Origin of the sequence: Pseudomonas sp. 2VD (assembly GCF_005503585.1) — a bacterium.
In the GTDB taxonomy this organism is placed as follows: domain Bacteria; phylum Pseudomonadota; class Gammaproteobacteria; order Pseudomonadales; family Pseudomonadaceae; genus Pseudomonas; species Pseudomonas aeruginosa.
This window is the reverse complement of the sequence record NZ_SCND01000079.1, coordinates 1-18,962: the sequence shown is the minus strand read 5'-3', so window position 1 is coordinate 18,962 and position 18,962 is coordinate 1. Positions and strand designations below refer to the sequence as shown.

The 18,962-nt window shown below is 67.4% G+C and carries 20 protein-coding genes; 13 read left to right on the top strand and 7 right to left on the bottom strand.

The window, feature by feature from the left end; all coding sequences use genetic code 11:
• The 6 genes from FFS27_RS11670 to FFS27_RS11645 form a co-directional block, all read left to right on the top strand.
• Window positions 1-772 (top strand): class I SAM-dependent methyltransferase (locus FFS27_RS11670; protein ID WP_110148240.1); only part of this gene is annotated, 772 nt, incomplete at its 5' end.
• Window positions 773-934: 162 nt separating this feature from the next.
• Entirely contained in the window at window positions 935-1,147 is a 213-nt protein-coding gene (locus FFS27_RS11665; protein WP_003096905.1) for a DUF1127 domain-containing protein, read from the top strand.
• 95 nt (window positions 1,148-1,242) lie between these two features.
• A complete protein-coding gene (locus FFS27_RS11660) occupies window positions 1,243-1,560 on the top strand; it encodes a DUF2388 domain-containing protein (protein WP_003096907.1) in 318 nt (105 codons plus the stop codon).
• Window positions 1,561-1,684: 124 nt separating this feature from the next.
• The gene (locus FFS27_RS11655; RefSeq protein ID WP_003110362.1) at window positions 1,685-1,978 is read left to right on the top strand and encodes a DUF2388 domain-containing protein; all 294 of its coding nucleotides are present in this window, start codon (window positions 1,685-1,687) and stop codon (window positions 1,976-1,978) included.
• Window positions 1,979-2,021: 43 nt separating this feature from the next.
• On the top strand, window positions 2,022-2,342 hold the full coding sequence (locus FFS27_RS11650; protein ID WP_003114112.1) for a DUF2388 domain-containing protein: 321 nt from the start codon (window positions 2,022-2,024) through the stop codon (window positions 2,340-2,342).
• Window positions 2,339-4,297, top strand: a complete 1,959-nt coding sequence (locus FFS27_RS11645; RefSeq protein WP_023101737.1) for a DUF7844 domain-containing protein — start codon at window positions 2,339-2,341, stop codon at window positions 4,295-4,297. Before FFS27_RS11650 ends, FFS27_RS11645 begins: the two co-directional genes overlap by 4 nt.
• Before the next feature lie 104 nt (window positions 4,298-4,401).
• On the opposite strand, the gene FFS27_RS11640 is transcribed toward FFS27_RS11645, so the two are convergent.
• Window positions 4,402-4,821 (bottom strand): GFA family protein, encoded by a 420-nt coding sequence (locus FFS27_RS11640; protein ID WP_003110364.1) that lies wholly within the window; start codon window positions 4,819-4,821, stop codon window positions 4,402-4,404.
• Window positions 4,822-4,888: 67 nt separating this feature from the next.
• Between FFS27_RS11640 and FFS27_RS11635 the strand changes: the two genes are divergently transcribed.
• The 4 genes from FFS27_RS11635 to FFS27_RS11620 all read left to right on the top strand — a co-directional run bounded on the left by FFS27_RS11635 (window position 4,889) and on the right by FFS27_RS11620 (window position 8,561).
• Window positions 4,889-5,833 carry an AEC family transporter gene (locus FFS27_RS11635; RefSeq protein WP_009878316.1) on the top strand — a complete coding sequence of 315 codons (945 nt, stop codon included), beginning with the start codon at window positions 4,889-4,891 and terminating at the stop codon, window positions 5,831-5,833.
• Complete coding sequence (locus tag FFS27_RS11630) at window positions 5,830-6,192, top strand: DUF2388 domain-containing protein (protein WP_003102543.1); 363 nt, start codon at window positions 5,830-5,832, stop codon at window positions 6,190-6,192. The genes FFS27_RS11635 and FFS27_RS11630 overlap by 4 nt, the downstream gene beginning before the upstream one ends.
• A 279-nt stretch (window positions 6,193-6,471) precedes the next feature.
• Window positions 6,472-7,776 (top strand): CitMHS family transporter, encoded by a 1,305-nt coding sequence (locus tag FFS27_RS11625; protein WP_021263200.1) that lies wholly within the window; start codon window positions 6,472-6,474, stop codon window positions 7,774-7,776.
• Window positions 7,777-7,796: 20 nt separating this feature from the next.
• Window positions 7,797-8,561 carry a TerC family protein gene (locus tag FFS27_RS11620; RefSeq protein ID WP_003110368.1) on the top strand — a complete coding sequence of 255 codons (765 nt, stop codon included), beginning with the start codon at window positions 7,797-7,799 and terminating at the stop codon, window positions 8,559-8,561.
• 5 nt (window positions 8,562-8,566) lie between these two features.
• Here FFS27_RS11620 and prfH read toward each other — a convergent pair whose 3' ends face one another.
• The 3 genes from prfH to FFS27_RS11605 all read right to left on the bottom strand — a co-directional run bounded on the left by prfH (window position 8,567) and on the right by FFS27_RS11605 (window position 11,485).
• Window positions 8,567-9,181 carry a peptide chain release factor H gene (gene prfH / locus FFS27_RS11615; RefSeq protein ID WP_015503884.1) on the bottom strand — a complete coding sequence of 205 codons (615 nt, stop codon included), beginning with the start codon at window positions 9,179-9,181 and terminating at the stop codon, window positions 8,567-8,569.
• Window positions 9,178-10,317 (bottom strand): RNA ligase RtcB family protein, encoded by a 1,140-nt coding sequence (locus FFS27_RS11610; RefSeq protein WP_003142126.1) that lies wholly within the window; start codon window positions 10,315-10,317, stop codon window positions 9,178-9,180. Before FFS27_RS11610 ends, prfH begins: the two co-directional genes overlap by 4 nt.
• A 367-nt stretch (window positions 10,318-10,684) precedes the next feature.
• Entirely contained in the window at window positions 10,685-11,485 is an 801-nt protein-coding gene (locus FFS27_RS11605) for a substrate-binding periplasmic protein (protein WP_073646277.1), read from the bottom strand.
• A gap of 353 nt (window positions 11,486-11,838) precedes the next feature.
• Between FFS27_RS11605 and FFS27_RS11595 the strand changes: the two genes are divergently transcribed.
• The gene (locus tag FFS27_RS11595) at window positions 11,839-13,587 is read left to right on the top strand and encodes a Na/Pi cotransporter family protein (RefSeq protein ID WP_015503886.1); all 1,749 of its coding nucleotides are present in this window, start codon (window positions 11,839-11,841) and stop codon (window positions 13,585-13,587) included.
• A gap of 68 nt (window positions 13,588-13,655) precedes the next feature.
• Window positions 13,656-15,029 carry a M16 family metallopeptidase gene (locus FFS27_RS11590; RefSeq protein WP_003161976.1) on the top strand — a complete coding sequence of 458 codons (1,374 nt, stop codon included), beginning with the start codon at window positions 13,656-13,658 and terminating at the stop codon, window positions 15,027-15,029.
• Window positions 15,030-15,034: 5 nt separating this feature from the next.
• Here the strand turns inward: FFS27_RS11590 and FFS27_RS11585 are convergent, their stop codons facing one another.
• Entirely contained in the window at window positions 15,035-15,595 is a 561-nt protein-coding gene (locus FFS27_RS11585; RefSeq protein ID WP_003096934.1) for a GNAT family N-acetyltransferase, read from the bottom strand.
• Between the two features lie 142 nt (window positions 15,596-15,737).
• Complete coding sequence (locus FFS27_RS11575) at window positions 15,738-17,027, bottom strand: MFS transporter (RefSeq protein ID WP_003096941.1); 1,290 nt, start codon at window positions 17,025-17,027, stop codon at window positions 15,738-15,740.
• Window positions 17,028-17,401: 374 nt separating this feature from the next.
• On the opposite strand from FFS27_RS11575, the gene FFS27_RS11570 reads away from it, so the two are divergent.
• Window positions 17,402-18,442 carry a DUF5924 family protein gene (locus FFS27_RS11570; RefSeq protein ID WP_003136421.1) on the top strand — a complete coding sequence of 347 codons (1,041 nt, stop codon included), beginning with the start codon at window positions 17,402-17,404 and terminating at the stop codon, window positions 18,440-18,442.
• Window positions 18,443-18,460: 18 nt separating this feature from the next.
• Here the strand turns inward: FFS27_RS11570 and FFS27_RS11565 are convergent.
• The coding region (locus tag FFS27_RS11565) for a spore maturation protein (RefSeq protein WP_137952018.1) at window positions 18,461-18,962 on the bottom strand (502 nt) is incomplete at its 5' end.

Genomic DNA, 18,962 nt, shown 5'->3' with positions numbered 1-18,962 from the left:
ACCCACCCCCGCGCCGGTCGACCCGTACATGCTCGGGTTGCGCGACGCGGTGCTCAGCGGCTGGTTCAACCAGGAGACCGACGAGCTGTTCAGCGGCTTTCCGATTTCCGCCGAGGACACCGTGCTCGACGTGGGGTGCGGCGACGGCGGCAACGTTCATTTCTGCGCCATGCGCGGCGCTCGCATCATCATCGCCGACATCGACGCGGAAAAGATCGCCAGGACCCGCGAGCGCCTGGCCGATACCCCGGCCCGCGAACTGGAATGCCTGGTCAGCGACTGCGACCCGTTGCCCCTGGCTGACGCCACGGCCACCCGGGTGGTCTCCACCGAGGTCATCGAGCACGTCGACGATCCGCGGCAGTTCCTCGCCGAGCTGGTGCGGGTCGGCCAGCCCGGCGCACTCTATCTGCTCAGCGTGCCGCATCCCACGTCGGAAGACCTGCAGAAAGACTTCGCCGCCGACGAATACTTCCGCAAGCCCAACCACATCCGCGTGCTCGGCGAGGAGCAGTTCGCCGCACTGGTGCGCGAAGCCGGGCTGGAAATCCTCAGCCACAGCCGCTACGGCTTCTACTGGTCGCTGTGGATGCTGCTGTTCTGGGAGGCCAAGGTCGATTTCGGCAATCCCGACCATCCCCTCCTCGAACACTGGGCCAGGACCTGGCAGGCGCTGCTCGACTCGCCGCGCGGCCCGGCCATCAAGCAGGCCCTGGACGCCGTGGTCGCCAAGAGCCAGGTGATCATCGCGCGCAAGCCCGCCCAGGCGTAGAGCCACCGGAACAGTTCCGCTACAGCCGGGCGGAACAGTTGCCGGGGCCACCGAACTGTTCCGTCCAACTCCCGCGTGGTTGCCCCTGAGCAAGCCAGCGGTCCCGGCGCATCATGAGGTTCCACACCCCGCCCCCATCCCCGGGATGGGAAGGAACGCACGATGAGGACATCCCCGCACCCGCACGCCGGGAGTTCCAGCGGTCTCCCGGCTGCCCATCCACATCTCGCCGCCCTGCTGGAAAAATTGAATTCCTGGCGGCAAAACGCTCGATCGCGCAAGCATCTTGCGCAAATGTCCGAACACGACCTCGCCGACCTGGCGATCAGCCCGAGCGAACGCTACGTAGAGATTTCGAAACCTTTCTGGCGCTGAGCCGCTGGTGACGTGGCGCACAGTTGGTTAGTCTCAGCGTTGACACGGCCGCGCGGATGCGGCCGTTTACGCTGACTTCGTTCGGAGCAACTCACATGAAACGTCTGCGCCTGATCGGTGCCGCTGCCCTGCTCGCCTGCGCCTCCAGCGCGTTCGCCAGCAGCTTCGTGGTCACCACGGATACCCTGGTCCGCGCCACCGGCATGACCTCCAATGCCACTTCGGACATCACCAATTCCTTCCGCGACGACAAGATCGTCCTCGAAGCGCGCGACGACGCCGCCAGCTTCGTCGCCAGCCAGGGCGACATCCGCGGCTCGCACCTGGAAGCCGCACTGCGCCACATCCGTGGCAAGCTGCCGAGCCTGGCCGCCAACGACATGCAACTGGCCCAGGCGATCCTGACCATCTGAGTCGCCCGCCCCGCCGCCGCAGCCGCCCGGCTGCGGCGATGACCCGGCCGACCGGCCACACTGGCTCCGCGCCGCACATTCCGTTAGCCTTGGCGGCTGTTCCAGTCCTATTCCGCTCAACCCCATGCGTTACCGGTTCTCGTTGTTCTTCTGTTGCCTGCTGGCGCCCGCTGCGCACGCCTTCGATACCACGACGGCGTTCACCGCGAAGTCTCTTTACGTCACCAGCAAGCTGACCAGCACGCCGTTCGAGAACAAATTGTTACGCGATGCCCGGGGCGATGCGGCCAGTTTCGTCGCCAGCGATGGCAGCATCCGCGGTGCGCGCCTGGAAGCGGCATTGCGCTGGCTGCGTGTCGCGCACCCCGAGCTGGCGGCCAGCGATCAGGAACTGGCCGAAGCAATTCTTGCCCAATAGGCGATCACCACCGTTCCGGAGAACCTCCATGCGCCGTAGCTCCATGCGTCATAGCCCCCTGTTCGCCGCCCTGCTGCTGGCGCTCTGCGCCACGGCCGCGGAAGCACGCTCGGTGGTCGCGACCAGCAATATCATCGTCCGCGCCCTCGACCGCAGCATCGACTTCACTTCCGACACCACCACTTCCGTGCGCGACATGAAAGTGGTCACCGAGGCGCGCGACGACGCCGCCAGTTTCGTCGCCAGCGACGGCGCCATTCGCGGCGCCCAGCTGGAAGCCGCGATGCGGACCCTGCGCAGCCGTCTGCCGGAAGCCCGCGAAGCCTCCGACCAGGTACTTGCCGAAGCCATTCTCGCCCTGTGAGGAAGGCCTGCGCCTGGCTGCTGGCGCTGGCCCTCTGCGGAGCCGGCAACGCGACGGCGGCCCTGCGCCTGAAACTCGACGCGCCTGGGCTGGACCCTGCGCAGCGCGAGGCCAGCCAGCAACTCTTGGACGAAGCCGCGGACAAGCTGCCGCCGGCCTTCCGCGAACGCCTGGACCGCGAGATCAAGGTCGAGTGGCGCGACGACCTGCCCGCCAACGGCATGGGCCAGGCCCGTGGTCCGCAGCGCATCGCGCTGAACCGCAAGTACCTGTCCGATCTTACCGACGGCAGCGCCGCCAGCCGCCAGACCGGGCGCGTGCACGGCACCGAGCGGCGCGAGCTGCTGGCGACCCTGCTGCACGAGCTGACCCACGTCTACGATCGCGCGCGCCTGTGGTCGGCGGAGGAAAAACGCGAGATCCGCCGCTGCACGCGCCAGGAAGAAACCCTCGGCCGGATCGCCCAGCCCACCGATTGCCGCGGGCAGAGCGGGCGCCGCTTCACGCTCTCCGACGACCCGCGCCTGCTCGATCTCGCCGGCTGGCCGCAGCGCGCCGGCCAGCGCGGGCGGCGCGAGGCGCACAATGGCTTCGTACTGCGCAGCCCGGACGTCTACGAGCTGAGCAATCCGCGCGAGTTCGTCGCGGTGAACATGGAGTACTTCCTTCTCGATCCCAGCTACGCCTGCCGCCGCCCGGCGCTCTACCGCTACTACCAGCAACGCTTCGGCTGGGCGCCGGAACACAGCGCCTGTGCGCAGAGCTTCGCCTACCTCAACGCCGGCCGCGACTTCGGCCAGCAGCCGCTGGGCCAGCTCGACCCCGAGCGGGTCTACGAGGTCGACTACCTGCTGGCCGAGGCCAACGACAACCTGGTCAGCCGCTGGGGCCACACCATGCTCCGCCTGGTGATCTGCGCCCCCGGCCGGCCGCGTGGGCCGGACTGCCGGCTGGACCTCGACCAGCATCTGGTGCTGTCCTACCGCGCCTTCGTCGGCGACCTGCAATTGTCCAGCTGGGACGGCCTGACCGGCGCCTATCCGTCGCGCCTGTTCGTCCTGCCGCTGTCGCAGGTGATCGAGGAATACACCAAGGTCGAGCTGCGCAGCCTCGCCTCGGTGCCGCTGAAGCTGGACCGCGAGGAGGTCGCCAGCCTGGTCGAGCGCGCCGCGCAGAGTCACTGGAGCTACGACGGCCAGTACTACTTCATCTCCAACAATTGCGCGGTGGAAACCCTCAAGCTGCTGCGCAGCGGCATCCCCCGGCGACCGCTGCAAAGCCTGGACAGCATCACCCCCTACGGCGTGCTCGAGATGCTGGAGAACCGCAAGCTGGCCGATCCCAGTGTGCTCGACGACCCCAAGGAAGCCCTGCGCCTGGGCTACCGCTTCGACTCCTTCCGCGACCGCTACCAGGCGATGTTCGACGTGCTCAAGCAGCGCCTGCACATCCCCCAGGACAAGGTCGAGGACTGGCTGGCGCTGCCGGCCAGGGAGCGCCAGCCCTGGTTCGCCAAGGCCGACCTGCGCGCCAGCGCGGCGCTGCTGCTGCTCGAGCAGGCCTCGCTGCGGCGCCAGCTGCTGCTCGCCCAGGACGAGTTGAAGCGCCTGTACCTCGGCCACCTGGACAAGCCGGCCGGCGACCAGCGCCTGGAAGTGGCCGGCAAGACCTTCCAGCAGATCCTCGACGACAGCGGCTTCCTCAGTCGTCCGGCGGAACTCCTGGAGGGCGGCTACGGCCTGCCGCAGGCCGCCGAGTGGAAGCACCTGGAAGAGCAGACCCGCGAACGCCAGGCGCGCCTGCGCCGGCTCAGCGACGACCTCGACCGCGAGGTCCGCGCCCTGCTCGATCCCGAGCGCCGCGCCGAGCTGGAAGCCAACGAGGCCAACATCAAGGAGGTCGGCGCGCACCTGCGCGAGCTGCACAAGGCGGCCGGCGGGCTGATGCTGCCCTGAGGGAGGCGCCTGCAGGACGCGTCCCGGGCGCTCTTCCAGCGCCTCGCAGACGGCGGATAACGCTCTGCGTTATTCGCCCTACAGGTGCCACCTCCGGTCTTCGCTCACGGGGCGTCCGCTCCGGCGATGAACTCCTCGTCCTCTTCGGGCAACTGCGGGTCGAGGTGTAGCCATGGCAGGCGGCTGCCGACCCAGATGTGCCGGTTGGCGGGGGCGCGCTCGGGATGGTCGAGGCTGGCCACGGTGAAGTCCAGGGTATCGGCGCTGAGCCGGGTGAACAACGCCAGGTTGGCCCCGCAACGCGGGCAGAAGTAGCGCGTGCAGCTGGCCGACGAGGCATATTCCGCCGCTTCGCCCGCCAGCCAGCGGAACGCCGCGCGCGGCACCGTGGCCCAGGTGGTGACGATGCCGCCGGTGGTGCGCCGGCAGATCGAGCAGTGGCAGTGAGCGACATCGTCCAGCGGCGCGGCGACGGCGTAGCGCAGATAGCCGCAATGGCAACCGCCGGTATGGGTCTCGGGCATGGCGAATCCTCCTCGCGGGAGTGCCAGCATAAGCCGGACTTGCCCTGTGCCGCAGCCACCTCGCAAGATGAGCGGATTCCACTATCCGGGGGTGCCCGTGACCGCTCTGCTCTACTCCCTCTGGCCGCTGTTCGCCCTCATCGTCGGCGGTTACGCCCTGCGCCGCTGGGACTTTCCCGGCGAAGCCTTCTGGCCTGCCGCAGAACGCCTGAACTACTTCATCCTGTTTCCCGCGCTGCTGTTCAGCAACCTGGCGACCGCGCCGCTGGACGACCCCGGCCTGGCCCGCCAGGCCCTGGCCGTACTGCTCGGGCTCGGCGTCGCCTGGCTCGCCCTGCTGCTCTGCAAGCGCTGGCGCGGCTGGGACGCCGGGCGCTTCGGCGCCATCGCCCAAGGCGTATTGCGCTTCAACACCTATCTCGGCCTGGCCGCGGTCGGCAGCCTGTACGGCAAGCCGGGCCTGACCCTGGCCGCGCTGATGCTGGCGCTGATGGTGCCGACGGTGAACGTGATGTCGGTCTGGGCGCTGACCGCCGAGCGCGGCATCAGCCTGCGCGCGCTGCTGCTGCCGATCCTGAAGAACCCGCTGATCCTCGCCTGCCTCGCCGGCGCACTGGTCAACCTGGCCGGCGTCGGCCTGCCCGGCGGCAGCGATCGCCTGCTCAACCTGCTGGCGGTGGCCAGCCTGCCGCTGGGCTTGCTGTGCGTCGGCGCGGCACTGAAACCCCAGGAACTCGGCGGCGAAGTCGCGGCCCTTGGCTGGAACTGCGCGGCGCGGCTGCTGGCGATGCCCCTGCTGGCCTTCGCCATCGCTCGCGGGCTGGGCCTGCCGAGCATGGAAAACGCCGTGCTGGTGCTGTTCTTCGCCCTGCCGACGGCGCCCACCGCCTATGTGCTGACCCGCCAACTGGGCGGCGACGGCCACCTGATGGCGGGCATCATCACCTTGCAAACGCTGCTTTCCGGCGCCACCCTGGTCGGCGTACTCCTCGTGCTGCAAGGAAGCCCATGACGACAGGACGCGTGGCCGCCGCCCTCACGGCGCTCTGCCTGCTCTGCCAACCGGCCTTCGGTTTCATCAAGGTGTTTCCCGAATTCGACGACGAACCCGGCGCCGCCACCTTCTTCTGGGCGGCCGTCACCACCGTCGGCCCGTTCATCGGCAGCACCGTCAGCGCACAGGAGTCCAGCGCTGACGAGGGCGACAAGCTCGTCCAGGCGCGGGACGACGCCGCCAGCTTCGTCGCCAGCGACGGTGCGATCCGTGGCGCGTACCTCCAGGCGGCCTTGCAGGTCCTGCGCCAGGCCCCGGAATACGCCGGGTACAGCGACCTGCAACTGGCCGCGGCGCTCCTCGCGCGGCAGCCCTGATCGACCACATATCCGAAATTACCCGCACGTTTCCCGCCGTTATCCAGCGAAAGCTGCCTGAAAGCTTCCCGCCGTAGCATCCGCCCACCACCGGCAGAAGACCGGTCACGACGGCGCGTCCATGAGACGCCCGCTTACCCGTACAAAAACAACAATGGTGATTGCCATGCCCCGTTCCGCACACGCCTACAGCCGCACTCCGTCCGCGCGACGCCTCCCGCCCGCCGCCTGCTGACCGCACGCCGCACGCCCGTCCGCCGTCTTCCCCGGAGTGAACCCATGCTGACCCTGCTCGCCTTCGCCATGGTGGCGACCTTCATGTTCCTGATCATGACCAGGCGCCTGTCCGCGCTGATCGCGCTGATCCTGGTCCCGATCGCCTTCGCCCTGATCGGCGGTTTCGCCGCCGGCCTCGGCCCGATGATGCTCGACGGCATCCGCACCCTGGCGCCGACCGGCGTGATGCTGATGTTCGCGATCCTCTACTTCGCCATCATGATCGACTCCGGGCTGTTCGACCCGGCGGTGCGCAAGATCCTCCGGCTGGTCAAGGGCGACCCGCTGAAGGTCTCGCTGGGCACCGCGGCGCTGGCGATGATCGTCTCCCTCGACGGCGACGGCTCGACCACCTACATGATCTGCGTGGCCGCCGTACTGCCGTTGTACAGCCGCCTGGGCATGAGCCCGCTGGTGATGGCCTGCCTGATCATGCTCTCCAGCGGCGTGCTCAACATGACCCCCTGGGGTGGCCCCACCGCCCGCGCGGCGAGTGCCCTGCACGTCGACCCCGCGGATATCTTCGTGCCGATGATCCCGGCGATGATCGCCGGGCTGCTGGCGATCTTCGCCATCGCCTGGATCTACGGCAAGCGCGAGCGCGCCCGCCTCGGCGAGCTGCACCTGCCCACCGACCATGAGGACCTGGCGGAGATCAGCGTGTCGCAGTATCCGGAGGCGCGCCGGCCCAAGCTGCTGTGGTTCAACGCCATTCTCACCGTGGTCCTGATGGCGACCCTGATCGCCGGCCTGCTGCCGATGCCGGTGCTGTTCATGATCGCCTTCGGCATCGCCATGATCGTCAACTACCCGTGCATCCAGGAGCAGAAGAAGCGCATCGGCGCGCACGCCGAGAACATTCTCGCGGTGGTCTCGCTGATCTTCGCCGCCGGGGTGTTCACCGGCATCCTCTCCGGCACCGGGATGGTCGACGCCATGTCCAAGAGCCTGCTGGCGGTGATCCCGCCGGCGCTGGGCCCATACCTGGCGACCATCACCGCGCTGGTGAGCATGCCGTTCACCTTCTTCATGTCCAACGACGCCTTCTACTACGGCGTCCTGCCGATCCTCACCCAGGCCGCCGCCGAATACGGCATCACCCCGGTGGAAATGGCCCGCGCCTCGATCGTCGGCCAGCCGGTGCACCTGCTCAGCCCGCTGGTGCCCTCCACCTACCTGCTGGTGGGGCTGGCCAAGATCGACTTCGGCGACCACCAGCGCTTCACCCTGAAATGGGCCGTGCTGGTGTGCCTGGCAATCCTCGCCATGGCCCTGCTGCTGGGCCTGTTCCCCCTGTTCAGTAACTGACCGAGACGAGTGACCGCTTCATGGAATGGCTGACCAGCCCGGAAATCTGGATTGCGTTCTTCACCCTGACCGCCCTGGAGATCGTCCTCGGCATCGACAACATCATCATGATCTCGATCCTGGTCGGGCGCATGCCGAAGCACCTGCAGCCACGCACCCGCTTCTTCGGCCTGGCCCTGGCGATGGTGACGCGGATCCTGCTGTTGCTGTCGATCACCTGGGTCATGCGCCTGACCGCCGACCTCTTCCACCTGTTCGGCCAAGGCATCTCCGGACGCGACCTGATCCTGTTCTTCGGCGGCCTGTTCCTGCTCTGGAAAAGCAGCTCGGAGATCTACCAGGGCCTGGAAGGCGAGGAAGAAAGCGGCGAGGAACCGAAGGGTTCGGCGGGCGGCTTCATCGGCACCATCATCCAGATCGCGATCATCGACATCGTCTTTTCCCTGGACTCGGTGATCACCGCCGTCGGTATGGTCTCCCACGTGCCGGTGATGGTCGCGGCGATCATCGTCGCGGTACTGGTGATGATGCTCTGCGCCGGCGCCATCAGCGACTTCATCGACAAGCACCCGTCGCTGAAGATGCTCGCCCTGTCGTTCCTCATCGTGGTCGGCACGGTGCTGATCGCCGAAGCCTTCGAAGTCCATGTGCCGAAGGGCTACGTCTACTTCGCCATGGCCTTCTCCCTGGCCGTGGAGGCGCTGAACATCCGCATGCGCGGCGCCGCCGCGCGCAAACGGGGCGAAGAGCCAGTGAAGCTGCGCAAGGAAGTGCTCGGCGACTGAGCCGCTCAGGCCGGCTCGAAACGCTCGCCGCGGAATACCCGGCGAGCCGCGCCGCGACTGATCCGGCCGTGGGCCTGGCGGCGCTCCGCGCGCAGCGCGTCGGCCGCGCTGCTCGCCTGGTCCGCGAGGCGCCGGGCGATCAGCAGGATCGCCAGGCGTTTGTTGGCGTGCTGGCTACGCTGGCTCTGCACCCTGACGCTGATGCCGCTGGCCAGGTGGGTGGCGCGCACCGCCGAGTCGGTGGTGTTGACATGCTGGCCGCCGGGGCCGGAAGAGCGCAGGGTCTCGAAACGGATCTCGCCCTCCAGACTGGCCGGCGGCGCGGCGAAGCGCTCCGCGCCGATGAACCAGTTCTTGCGCGCATGCCTTGCCCGGTAGGGGCTGGGGCAGATCCACTGGATACCGCCGCACCAGCGCTCGGCGAGCGCTTCGGCGGCAGTGCCGCGCAGCCCCAGGAGCAGCGAACGCCAGGTGCGCGAACGCTCGCCGGCCACCTTCTCGATTACCTCGACCTCGACGCCGGCTTGCGCCGCCTCGAGGCACAGCCGCTCGAACGCCTTCGCCACCGCCAGGCAGCATTCCGCCGGCCCCTGGGCCGCGGAGAGTTGCAGCAGGATCATCGGCAGCACTCCCCACGGGTCTTGTAGGTCAGCACCGGCTTCAGGCGGGCGACCAGGCGCAGCAGGCCGGCTTCGAGCAGCGCGCCGACCACCGAGTCGATACCCTTGTAGGCTTCCGGCGCTTCCTCGTAGATCAGTTGGCGGTCGCCACAGATCACCCTGCTGCCAAGGCGCGTACGGCCCAACTGGTCGACGCTGAAGCGCGCCGCCAGACGCTCCCGACACTCGCCGCGCTGCCATTTGCGACCGGCGCCGTGGGCCAGGGAGAACAGGCTCTGCGCGCTCGGCACAGGCTCCACCAGGTAGCTGTAGTCGCCGCGCGAGCCGGGGATCACCAGCACGCCCTGGTCGGCCGGGGTGGCGCCCTTGCGGTGCAGCCAGCCGTCGACGCCATCGACCTGTGCCGGCGCCACCAGGTTGTGGTTGACGTCGAGCAGTTCCAGGCCGTCGCAGCGCAAGCGTTCGAGAATGCGCCGGGCGATGAGCTGGCGGTTACCCTCGGCGAAGCGCAACGCATCGGCGTGGCGCGCCAGGTAGGCGGAAGCTTCCAGGCTGCCGTCGAGCAGGCCGGCGTGGCCGTGCAGGCTGACATGCTCTTGCAGGATCGCCTGGCCGAGCCCGCGCGAGCCGCTGTGCACCAGCAGTTGCAGGCGATCGGCATCGAGGCCGAGGGCGTGCAGGGCAGCCTGGTCGAACACGGTCTCGACCTGCTGTAGTTCGGCGAAGTGATTGCCGCCACCGATCGTGCCGAGCGCGCGCCAGTGCTCGCGGGCCGGCAGCTCCAGGGCTTCGATGCAATCGTTCCAGGTCTCGTCCAGCGGCAGGTCGAGATTGCCCAGGCGCTTTTCCAGTTTGTCCGCCGACAGCTTGCCGGGGGCCAGGCCGGTTTCCCACAGGGCCATGCCACAGCCGATGTCGTTGCCGACCAGCGCCGGGTAGAAGCGGCCGACGGAGAAGAACGCCGCGCCGACCGGATAGCCGCGACCGGGATGCAGGTCCGGGAGACCGACGACGCGGCGCATGCCGTCCAGTTCGGCGGTGGTTTGCAGTTGCTGGATCGCCTTGCCTTCGATCCAGGTGCTGTCCGAGGCGATCAGTGCGACGCCCGCGGACAAAGGCTTGATGTAGTTGCCCATAATCCAATCCATGTGATTGAAACGGTAGATCCGGGGGGCAGACCGAAGCCGAGCGGGCACTCGCGGAAGGGCGAAGGGCGTCTAACGGAGAAGTGAAAACCTGGGGAGCGGTGACCGCGGCAGCCGATGACCTCTCGCCGGAAGCTTGCGCGGACGCAAGGGCGGGAATCGTTCAGCGGTGCAGGGGGTCGAGCGGTAGGTTTCGGTGGCCGTTAGGCCAGGCGCAGCCTGCAAAGGGTAGAGAACTGAATCATCGATGTAACCTCCTTTGCGGTGCGTGAGTGGGGGAAATGAAGGGCGAATCCTAGGCGTTTCATTCCCGCCGCGCAAGCCCCGGAAAGGCTCCGCGGTGGAAATGAGCGGCGCATCACTGCGCCGAAAGGGCCTGCACGGCGCCGGGCACCTCGCTGTTCCAGCGCTGGTAGAGCGCCCGCAGCTCGCCGGACGCCGCCATCTGCCGTACCCGCGCGTCATAGACCTCGCGCAGGAGCCGGCCGCTGGCGCTGTCGGCGAAGGTCATGAAGGACTCCTTGCCGGGCGGCAGTTGCGCGATCGGATAGGCATCGGCCGGCAGATGCGCTTCGCTGCGCTGCTTTTCCAGTTCGTCCGGCTCGTCGAGGAAGAAATCCAGCTCGCCGTTCTGGACCTGCTCGGTGCAACGCTCGGGGCGGACGCACTCGACCAGGGTGAAGTCGCGCTGCTCCGCGGGGATCAGGTTGTAGCTATGGCGCCAGCCGACGCGCTTGCCGGTGAGGCTGGCGCGGCCGGAAAAGGGCGTCTTCGCCGCATGCATCACGCCGTGGTACTCGATGTCGATCGGCAACTGGGCGTACAGCTTGCCCTCAACGCCGGGGATCTCGCCCGGCACGCCATCGACCATGGAGCCCGCGGTCATCAGCTTGTTGGCGCGGTTCCAGGGCATGTTGATGAATTTCACGTCGAGCCCGTAGGGCGCATAGACCTGCTTCAGCAGGTCCCAGTACAGACCGCTGCCGTCGGCGTTGGTATAGCCTTCCCAGGCCGGCGCGGCGAAGGTCGCCTTGCGGATGTGCGCCTGCTCCAGGCTATCGCCCAGCGCATCGGCCTGAACCACCGGCGCTCCCCCTACCCCGAGCGCCAACACCGCTGCCGAGAGGCAGCCACTGATCCCCGCAAATCGCATCCGCACCACTCCTCTGTATCCCTCTAGACCGGGGCTTTTCAAAAGGTGCAAAGGATACCCTTCCTGTCGGCTAATTCCATGGCCTGTGGCGCAAACGCATGCATCGAACGGAAGGCGAAAAAATCCTCGCCGTTTCGCGGCGCGCACGCTTGAATGAAGGGTAGGCGCCCTGCCGCTCGGGCTGCCAGGACGAACTCCCGCGGGGGGCGCCTGTCCAAATATGACGTTCGTGTTACAACTCGCCTGAACGCTGCCTTTCCATCGTGGCCGTTGGCGCCGTTGTCCGGGCTCTGCGGCGCAACGCACGCGGAACCTGGCGCGAGGTTGGCCATTCGTCGTAGTGCCAGGGGGGCCACGCCATGCTGAAACTGCTCGACCTGCTCTCTGCCGTCGCCCTGCTGGTGTGGGGCACGCATATCGTCCGCACCGGAATTCTCCGGGTCTACGGCGCCGACCTGCGGCGCATCCTCAGTCGCAGCGTGGAAAAACGCCCGCTGGCGTTCGCCGCCGGCATCGGCGTCACCGCTCTGGTGCAAAGCAGCAACGCCACCGCCCTGCTAGCCACCTCCTTCGTCGCCCAGGGCCTGATGGCACTGGCGCCGGCCCTGGCGATCATGCTCGGCGCCGATGTCGGCACCGCGCTGATGGCGCGGGTGCTGACCCTCGACCTGTCGTGGCTTTCGCCATTGCTGATCTTCTTCGGCGTGATTTTCTTCCTCAGCCGCAAACAGACCCGCCTCGGCCAGCTCGGCCGGGTATTCATCGGCCTCGGCCTGATCATCCTGGCGCTCCAGCTGATCGTCGCTGCCGCCGAGCCGATGACCCAAGCCAAGGGCGTCAAGGTACTGTTCTCCAGCCTGACCGGCGACATCATGCTCGACGCGCTGACCGGCGCGTTGTTCGCCATGATTTCCTATTCCAGCCTGGCCGCCGTGCTGCTTACCGCGACCCTCGCCGCGTCCAAGGTGATCTCGCTGAAAGTCGCGCTGTGCCTGGTGGTCGGCGCCAACCTCGGCAGCGGCATCCTGGCCATGCTCAGCGCCACCGCGCAAAACGCCGCCGGTCGCCGGGTGGCCCTCGGCAGCCTGTTGTTCAAGGTCGCCGGCTGCCTGCTGGTGCTGCCCCTGGTGGGGCCGCTGGCGGACTGGATGGATCACTGGCAGTTCAGCACAGCCGAACTGGTGATCGCCTTCCACGTGCTCTACAACGCCGCGCGCTGCCTCGCCTGCCTGCCGCTGACCAACGCCATGGCCAGCTTCTGCACCCGGGTGATGCCCGACCGCGCCCTTCCCGACGACGTCGCCCGGCCGCGCCATCTCGATCCCGCCGCCCTCGACACGCCGAGCCTGGCGCTGGCCAACGCGGTGCGCGAGACCCTGCGCATGGGCGACACCGTCGAGCAGATGCTGAACAATCTGATGCAGATCATCCGCGGCGGCGATCCGCTGCTCGGCAAGGACATCCGCAAGCTCGACGACGACGTCGACGCCCTCTACACCGCGATCAAGCTGTATCTGGCAAGGATGCCGCGCGAGGACCTGTCCGAACGCGACAGCCGGCGCTGGGCGGAGATCATCGAGCTGGCGATCAACCTGGAGCAGGCCGGCGACATCATCGAGCACATGCTCGCCGCCGTGCAGGACAAGAAGACCTCGCGCAGCCGCTCGTTCTCCGACACCGGTCTGGAAGAGATCGGCACCCTGTACCAGCAGTTGGTCTCCAACCTGCGCCTGGGTCTCTCGGTGTTCCTCAACGGCGACCTCGACAGCGCCAAGCGCCTGCGCCGGGCCAAGCAGCGCTTCCGCCTGCAGGAACGGCGCTACGCCCATGCCCATGTCGACCGCCTGCACCAGCAGGTGGTGCAGAGCATCGAGACCAGCTCGCTGCACCTGGACCTGATCAGCGACATGAAGCGTCTCAACTCGCTGTTCTGCGCCATCGCCTACGCCGTGCTGGACAACCCTGACGCGCCGAGCAGAACGGCCGACGAGGGCGTTCGCCAGGACGAGGACGACTGGGCCGACGAGGTCGACGACATGACCTCGGCGCCGCTGGCCGAGCCAGCGCTCGTCGAGGAGCGTGCGGAAACACGCCGTTCGCGACATTAGCCGTTCTGCGGGTAGGTTCGTCATGAAGCATCCGCTATTCTCGGTATTTTCAGTTCCAGGCTCGGCCCATGCGTTCGTTGTCCACCCTGCTGCTGTTCTGCCTGCTCTGCCCCTGGTCGTACGCCGACCAGCGCAGCGAGGTCGAAGCCTTCCAGCTGGAAAACGGCATGGGCGTGCTGCTCAAGCCCACCGAGCAGCGCCGGCACGTCTCGATCCGGCTGGTGGTGGGGGTCGGTTTCGCCGACTTCTCGTGCCGTGAAAAGCAGCTGCCGCACCTGCTCGAGCACCTGTTCTTCAGCGGCCTGGACGGCGGCGACGAGGCCGACCTGGAAGCCCGCATGCAGGCCCTCGGCGGACAATGGAACGCCTACACCAGCGAAGGCGACACCACCTTCGTCATCGAGGCACCTGCCGCCACCCAGCGGCAGGTCCTCGACCTGCTGCTGGACACCATCACCCGCACCGAACTGGACGAGCCGCGCATCGCCGCCGCCAAGCGGGTGATCGAGCGCGAAGGCGGCGGCCATTACTCGCACCTGCAGCGCTGGCTCGACCGCGAGAACCTGGGCCGTGGCGCCATGGACCAACTGGCGGTGGAACTGGGCCTGGCCTGCTCCCAGCGCGCGCCGCTGGCGCCGCTTGGCGCGGAGCAGCTGGAGCGGCTGCGCAGCGACTGGTACGTACCGGGCAACATGACCCTGATCCTGGTCGGTGACCTCGATCCGCGCCTGCCTGCCTATCTGACCCGGACCTTCGGCACCCTGGAAGACCACGAGCTCCCCGAGCGCCGCGAGCTGCCGGCGGCCAACGGGCATGCCGAGGCCAGGCGCACCCTGATCACCCGGCCATTCGGCGAGGGTGCGATGCTGCACTGGATCTATCCGGAGCCGGACGACGCCGACCCGGACGCCATGGTCCTGCTCCAGGCCTATATGAACGACGCGCTGTACGCCGACCTGCGTGTGCGTCGCGGACTCACCTACGGGCCATCGACCGATCGCCAGGTGTTCGCCAACCAGGGCTTCTTCAGCCTCGACGCGGATGTCGAGCGCAGCGACCTGCCCGCCACCGAGGCCGCCCTGCGCGAGTTGCTCGACGGCATCCGCCAGCATGGCCTGGACCCGGGGCGTTTCAAGCGGGTGCAATTCGCCGAGCGCGCCAGGCTGGCCTGGAGCACCCAGGGCAACGCGGCGCTGGCGGACTATTACTGGGGCTCGCTGGCCGACTACGAGGACGGCCATTTCCCCAATGAGGAGCGCCGCCTGGCGAAGGTCAGCCTGCAACAGGCGAACGCGCTGGCGAAGCGGCTGTTCGACGGCGAAGGCTACCTGCGCATCGAAAAGCCGCTGTTCGACGACGACATGCTCTACCCGTTGCTACTCGCCGCCGGTCTCCTGGCCAGCGGCCTGCTCTGGTTCGGCCTGCGCCGCCGGCGCGCCTGAGCGGGCTACAGGGCCAGGCGGTGGATGACCTGGGTCGAGTCGTCCGGGTCGCGCTGGCCGACGAAGCCCAGTGCGCAACACAGGTCGCGCATCGCCCGGTTGGCCGCCGAGTCCACCGAATACATCTGGCGGAAGCCGTTGCGCCGCGCCACGTCGATCAGATGGCGCATCAGCACGGCGTCGAGGCCCAGCCCCTGGTAGTCGTCGGCGATGGTTACCGCGCATTCGCACTGCCCTTCCTCGCAACAGGCGGCGTAGCGGCTGATACCGACCTCGCGCAGCTCACCGTCCTCGTGCACCAGGGCAACGAAGGCCATGCTCTGCTGGTAGTCGATGTCCATCAGTTGGTCGAGCAGCGCCGGGCTGGCTTCCTTGATCTCGCCGAGGAAGCGGAAGTGGCGGGTCGCCGGGGACAGCCGGTTGATGAACTGGCGTTCGCGCTCCCGGTCCTCCTCGCGCAGGGGACGGATCAGCACGTGGCGGCCATCGTCGAGGGACTCGACCCAATGGTCGCCCTCCACCGCCGCGAACGCGGAAGACCGGCTGGCATTTTGTACATTGGACATGATGCGATCTCCAGGAAGGGAAGGAAGTCGGTACAACCACTTCCTTCCTGTCTACGCGGTTTGGCGCAGCTCCGGTTGATCGACATCAACGCCGCCGCCGCAGCCCCGGCGGGAGCCGACGCACGGCATGCGGCGAAACGCCTCAGGCGTTGGCCAGCTCGGCCTCGGCGATCTCCTTGCCGCGCCGGCGGAACAGCACCAGGGTGGCGAGCAGCCCCAGCAGCGCCGCGCCACTGAGCCAGATGCCCGGAGCCGCGCGGTTGTCCAGGGTGTGGATCAGCCAGGTGCAGACCGCCGGGGTGAAACCACCGAAGGTCGCCGTAGCCAGGCTGTAGGCGAGGGAGAAACCGGTGGTGCGCACGTCCGCCGGCATCACCTCGGTCAACGCCACCACCATCGCGCCGTTGTAGCTGCTGTAGAGGAACGACAGCCACAACTCGACGCCGAGCAGGCCGGCGAAACTCGGCTCGCGGACCAGCCAGGACAGCGCCGGGTAGGCGGTCAGCAGTGCCAGCGCGGAGGCACCCAGCAACAATGGCTTGCGCCCGATGCGGTCGGAGAACGCGCCCATCACCGGCAGCCAGATGAAGTTGGACAGGCCGATGCACATGGTCACCAGCAGGCTGTCGAGGTCCGACAGTTGCAACTCATTCTTGCCGAAGGTCGGCGTGTAGGCGGTGATCAGGTAGAACGATACGGTGGTCATCACCACCATCGCGGTACCGGCCAGCACTACGCCGAAGTTCTGCCCGATGGAGCGCAGCACCTGCGACAGCGACGGGCGGTGGGTGCGCGCCTCGAACTCCGGCGTTTCCTCCAGCGAGCGACGGATGACGAACAGCGCCGGAACGATCAGGCAGCCGATGAAGAACGGTACGCGCCAGCCCCATTCGCCCATGTCCTGCGGGCTCAGCCACTGGTTGAGGAGCACGCCGAGCAGGCCGGCGAAGACCACCGCGACCTGCTGGCTGGCCGACTGCCAACTGACGAAGAAGCCTTTGCGTCCTGGCGTTGCGATCTCCGACAGGTAGACCGAAACCCCTCCCAGCTCGACGCCGGCGGAAAAACCCTGCAGGAGCCGGCCGAACAGCACCAGCAACGGCGCCGCCACGCCCAGCGTGGCATAGCCGGGAACGAAGGCGATCAGCAGGGTGCCCATGGCCATCAGGCCGAGGGTAATGATCAGGCCCTGGCGGCGGCCGTGGCGATCGATGTAGGCGCCCAGGAACACCGCACCCAACGGCCGCATCAGGAAGCCGGCGCCAAAGGTGGCGAGGGACAGCATCAGGGAGGCGAACGGGTTGTCGCCGGGGAAGAAGGTCTTGGCGATGGCGGTGGCGTAGAAGCCATACACCATGAAGTCGTACATCTCGAGGAAGTTGCCACTGACCACACGGAAAATGGCGACGCCTTTGGATTTATTAGAGGCCATGGGACACACACTCAGGCAGACACGGGGAAGCGGTCCATGGCGGCGTCGATGGCCACGCAGGCGGGTACGTCATCCATCGACCGAGTTGTAACCATATGTGTAAAAACTCCTGTCGAACAATCTAAAATTGCCCGAAAGGTGCGAATTGAAGGGGTTTGAAAGGCTGCCGAAAGCTTCGCGACCATCGGTCGGGAAAGCGACGCCTTTTTCCCTGGTCGCCCTCCGCGAAAGGAGAACGGAGCCTCTGTCGGGCGAAGGAAACATTCGCCGCGCGGTAGCTGTCCTTCGTTCATACCCAGGAAACCCGGCCGGGGTTATGCTGCGCGCCCCGGCCGGCTGGCCGAGCAGATCCGATCGAGAACCCGCTGTTCCCCATGCCCAACCAACAACGCCCCATCCTCAAGGCCCGCCTGGAGCAACTGATCGCCCTGGTCGGCGGCCTGATGGCCCGCTATCCACGCACCATCGCCCTGTTCGGCTTCTGTTCGGGCGTGTTCAGTTTCATCATGGTCGACCGGCAGAAGGGCTTCGCCCAGGTACTGGCAATCATCATGCTGGTCAGCTGGGTCTGGTTGATCCTCGAGAACCTCCTGCGGGAGACCTTCGCCCGCCGCTTCGGCTGGGAGATCCCGGCGCCGCTGCTGCGCTACGCGACCCAACTGATCCACCAGGAAAGCCTGTTCTTCGTCCTGCCGTTCTTTCTCATCACCACCACCTGGAACAGCGGTCAGGCGCTGTTCACAGGGACGCTGGCCGCCGCGGCGCTGATCTCCATCACCGATCCGCTCTACTATCGCTGGCTGTCCAGGCGTCGCTGGGTGTTCCTCGCCTACCACACCCTGACCCTGTTCGCGGTGTTGCTGACCTCGCTGCCGATCCTGCTGCACCTGACCACCCCGGAAAGCTACCGGTTGTCGCTGGGCATCGCCGTCGTGCTGTCCTTCCCCAGCCTGCTCGTGACCTTCCCGCTACAGCACTGGTGGCGCGGCTTCCTGCTTCTCGGCCTGACCCTGGCGGTAGGCCTGGCCGGCTGGTTCGGCCGTACCTGGGTGCCGCCGGCCACCCTGTGGCTGACCGAAGTGGCGGTGAGCAGCCAGTTCGACGACCAGAGCCGCACGCCCGGCGACAGCCTGGAGCAGGTCGGCGCCAGCCAGTTGCGCAGCCAGGGCCTGTTCGCCTATACCGCGATCAACGCGCCGCGCGGCCTCGACGAGCGCATCTATCACGTGTGGATGTTCAACGGGAAGGAGTTCGACCGCATCGCCCTGGATATCCACGGCGGCCGCAAGGAGGGCTACCGGGCCTGGACCCACAAGCAGAACTTCCCCGGCGACCCGGTCGGCCACTGGCAGGTGAAGGTACTCACCGAGGCCGGACAGATGATCGGTACCCTGCGCTTCGACGTCACCCAGTGACGTCGAAGCCTGGCGACTTCAGACGAAGAACCAGTAGCACACGCCGATGGAGGCGATGACCCCGGCCAGGTCCGCGGTCAGCGCGCAGCCCACCGCGTGGCGCGCGCGCTGCAGGCCGACCGAGCCGAAATAGACGGCGAGCACGTAGAAGGTGGTCTCGGTGCTGCCCTGCACGGTGGCGGCGACCAGCGCCGGGAAACTGTCGACGCCGTGGGTCTGCATGGTCTCCAGCAGCATCGCCCGCGCCGCGCTGCCGGAGAACGGCTTGACCAGCGCGGTGGGCAACGCCTCGACGAAGCGGCTGTCCCAGCCCAGCCCCTCGACCGCCCAGCGTATCCCGCCGAGTACCACTTCCAGCGCCCCGGAGGCGCGCAGCACGCCAACCGCGCAAAGCATCGCGACCAGGTAGGGCAACAGGTTCCTGGCAACGTCGAAACCTTCCTTCGCCCCCTCCACGAAGCTCTCGTAGACCGGCACCTTCTTCAGCGCGCCGACGATCAGGAACAGCACGATCAGGCTG

Coding starts and splice junctions, on each gene's coding strand:
- FFS27_RS11665 (WP_003096905.1), top strand. CDS start 935: ATGAGGACATCCCCGCACCCGCACGCCGGGAGTTCCAGCGGTCTCCCG.
- FFS27_RS11660 (WP_003096907.1), top strand. CDS start 1,243: ATGAAACGTCTGCGCCTGATCGGTGCCGCTGCCCTGCTCGCCTGCGCC.
- FFS27_RS11655 (WP_003110362.1), top strand. CDS start 1,685: ATGCGTTACCGGTTCTCGTTGTTCTTCTGTTGCCTGCTGGCGCCCGCT.
- FFS27_RS11650 (WP_003114112.1), top strand. CDS start 2,022: ATGCGTCATAGCCCCCTGTTCGCCGCCCTGCTGCTGGCGCTCTGCGCC.
- FFS27_RS11640 (WP_003110364.1), bottom strand. CDS start 4,821: ATGCCCGAGACCCATACCGGCGGTTGCCATTGCGGCTATCTGCGCTAC.
- FFS27_RS11635 (WP_009878316.1), top strand. CDS start 4,889: ATGAGCGGATTCCACTATCCGGGGGTGCCCGTGACCGCTCTGCTCTAC.
- FFS27_RS11630 (WP_003102543.1), top strand. CDS start 5,830: ATGACGACAGGACGCGTGGCCGCCGCCCTCACGGCGCTCTGCCTGCTC.
- FFS27_RS11625 (WP_021263200.1), top strand. CDS start 6,472: ATGCTGACCCTGCTCGCCTTCGCCATGGTGGCGACCTTCATGTTCCTG.
- FFS27_RS11620 (WP_003110368.1), top strand. CDS start 7,797: ATGGAATGGCTGACCAGCCCGGAAATCTGGATTGCGTTCTTCACCCTG.
- prfH (WP_015503884.1), bottom strand. CDS start 9,181: ATGATCCTGCTGCAACTCTCCGCGGCCCAGGGGCCGGCGGAATGCTGC.
- FFS27_RS11610 (WP_003142126.1), bottom strand. CDS start 10,317: ATGGGCAACTACATCAAGCCTTTGTCCGCGGGCGTCGCACTGATCGCC.
- FFS27_RS11595 (WP_015503886.1), top strand. CDS start 11,839: ATGCTGAAACTGCTCGACCTGCTCTCTGCCGTCGCCCTGCTGGTGTGG.
- FFS27_RS11590 (WP_003161976.1), top strand. CDS start 13,656: ATGCGTTCGTTGTCCACCCTGCTGCTGTTCTGCCTGCTCTGCCCCTGG.
- FFS27_RS11585 (WP_003096934.1), bottom strand. CDS start 15,595: ATGTCCAATGTACAAAATGCCAGCCGGTCTTCCGCGTTCGCGGCGGTG.
- FFS27_RS11575 (WP_003096941.1), bottom strand. CDS start 17,027: ATGGCCTCTAATAAATCCAAAGGCGTCGCCATTTTCCGTGTGGTCAGT.
- FFS27_RS11570 (WP_003136421.1), top strand. CDS start 17,402: ATGCCCAACCAACAACGCCCCATCCTCAAGGCCCGCCTGGAGCAACTG.